This window comes from Coleofasciculus sp. FACHB-712, assembly GCF_014695635.1.
Lineage (GTDB): Bacteria > Cyanobacteriota > Cyanobacteriia > Cyanobacteriales > FACHB-T130 > FACHB-T130.
In genome coordinates this window covers 1-1,698 of record NZ_JACJOQ010000263.1, presented here as the reverse complement: position 1 = coordinate 1,698, position 1,698 = coordinate 1, and the positions used below count along the sequence as shown (strand labels likewise).

2 protein-coding genes and 1 pseudogene are annotated in these 1,698 nt (G+C 44.1%); 2 read left to right on the top strand and 1 reads right to left on the bottom strand.

What is annotated here, in order from left to right; all coding sequences use genetic code 11:
• Positions 1–504 (top strand): annotated as a pseudogene (locus H6F50_RS07410) (hypothetical protein); the annotation flags it as partial.
• Positions 505–661: 157 nt separating this feature from the next.
• Here the strand turns inward: H6F50_RS07410 and H6F50_RS07405 are convergent.
• Positions 662–898 (bottom strand): hypothetical protein, encoded by a 237-nt coding sequence (locus H6F50_RS07405; RefSeq protein WP_190428006.1) that lies wholly within the window; start codon positions 896–898, stop codon positions 662–664.
• Between the two features lie 462 nt (positions 899–1,360).
• Here H6F50_RS07405 and H6F50_RS07400 point away from each other — a divergent pair.
• The coding region (locus tag H6F50_RS07400; protein WP_190428004.1) for a DUF4336 domain-containing protein at positions 1,361–1,698 on the top strand (338 nt) is incomplete at its 3' end.

Here is a 1,698-nt window from a genome sequence, read left to right as displayed (position 1 = left end):
GGCGCATCATTTGAAGTCTGCGAACAAGAAAAAACTTTCTTGAATAAGAAAGTTCGTAACTCTTATGAAATCCTCTCCGTTAATGATTGTGAAAGCATCGAACCTTGCGGTAAAAGCAAACAAGAATCTCTCATCACCAAAATGGAGATTATCGAGGATGGAAACTCTCAAGCTCTAACTGACTCACAAACTCTCAGTAATGGTGAGTGGACAATAACGGTTGGTAATGCCAAATCTTGGTCAGGAGTCAATGGAACGGGAAATCTTAGCTACCGTGGTTGTGATGCTAATGGAAAATGCATCAATTTAACTGGAGGTAAAATCACTTGCCGGGATGGAAGTTGCACTACAGGGTGGGCGAATGGGGATTATTTTTACATTCTTGAGACACCAATCAGCAATCCCGATCAGCCTGAAGGAGCTGACTCTTCAACAACCTTAACAGTAAAGAAAGGAGCTGAGGTGATTCTAACAGCTAAAGGATTGAAAGCCGTATCTCCCTAACAATTCTCCCAACCCAAAGTTGAGTTATAAACGGTTATTTCTAGCTTGAGTTTTAGGGAAAAGAACGCAAGGAGAAAGCGCTAGTATGCCAAAGATTTACCAAGGGCATTGGCATACTAGCAAGCCTTGCAGAAGGAAAGGCTTGTGGGAGCAATTATTAAATAATCGCGCTGATGATGAGCGTTACTGCAAGTGCGTAACAAAAAATAGCTGTAGCGCGATCGCCAATTCTACGCCTAATGAGGAGTGTCTTTCGGGTTTGCCAAAACCAACTAGGTTTTGTGTAGGTGACAAAGACGAGAAAAATGGCTGTAACTAAGTAAATTGGGTTCATCTCAAGCCACACTCCCTTAGTCGTGACATACAGACGCGATCGCTCTTTAAAAAAAACCATCTCAAAGACTTCAACCGTAAAATCCCAAATTCCGGAGTTCTTGTGCAATCGCCCAGAAACCGCGTTCAGCCTTCAATAGCGTGTAGTCGCAATCCTAGCATTTGAATGGTGAGCTAACCCTTCAGATACCCGACTCCGTAAGAGTTTTCGGGTATCTCGCCTTCAGGAATCATTTAGGGGCGCTATAGTACAAATAAATTGTTGTTAGTGGCTACTGGCAAGGACGCGAACTGACAAGTCAGCGTTAGGCTAACGCCTCGCTTCGCTGTTTTCATGCCCAAAGGGCTGTACGCGATCGCTGCCAGTCTTCTACCATCCAAAATTTGAAATCTAAAATCTAAAATGGTATAAGCAGGCTGAGTTTTAACAAAAATGTAGTTTATTGTGACAACAATTTGCTACACTCCAACTTCTGAAGTTCAAATAAACACAGATTGAGCGAATGCGGAAGGGGGTCGTGAAGTGGCTGATGATGAACGCACACTAAACGAAGAACAGATTCATCTGAGGGACTTTTCCTGGTCTTTCTGGTTCACTTTGCCTCTCTATCCTTTTGGCAGTCGGCGGACTATTCGCAAAGAAGTTGTTCAGGATACAGTCTGGACTTTTGACCAGCTTCAGGGCATCTTCTACGTTGTCGTGCCGATTCGCATGACAGTCGTTAAGCTAGATGAAGGGGGTTTGCTCGTCTATGCGCCTGTTGCGCCGACTCCTGAGTGTATCCGGCTTGTCAAAGAATTGGTAGCAGAACACGGAGATGTCAAGTACATCATCCTACCCACGATTTCTGGACTAGAACA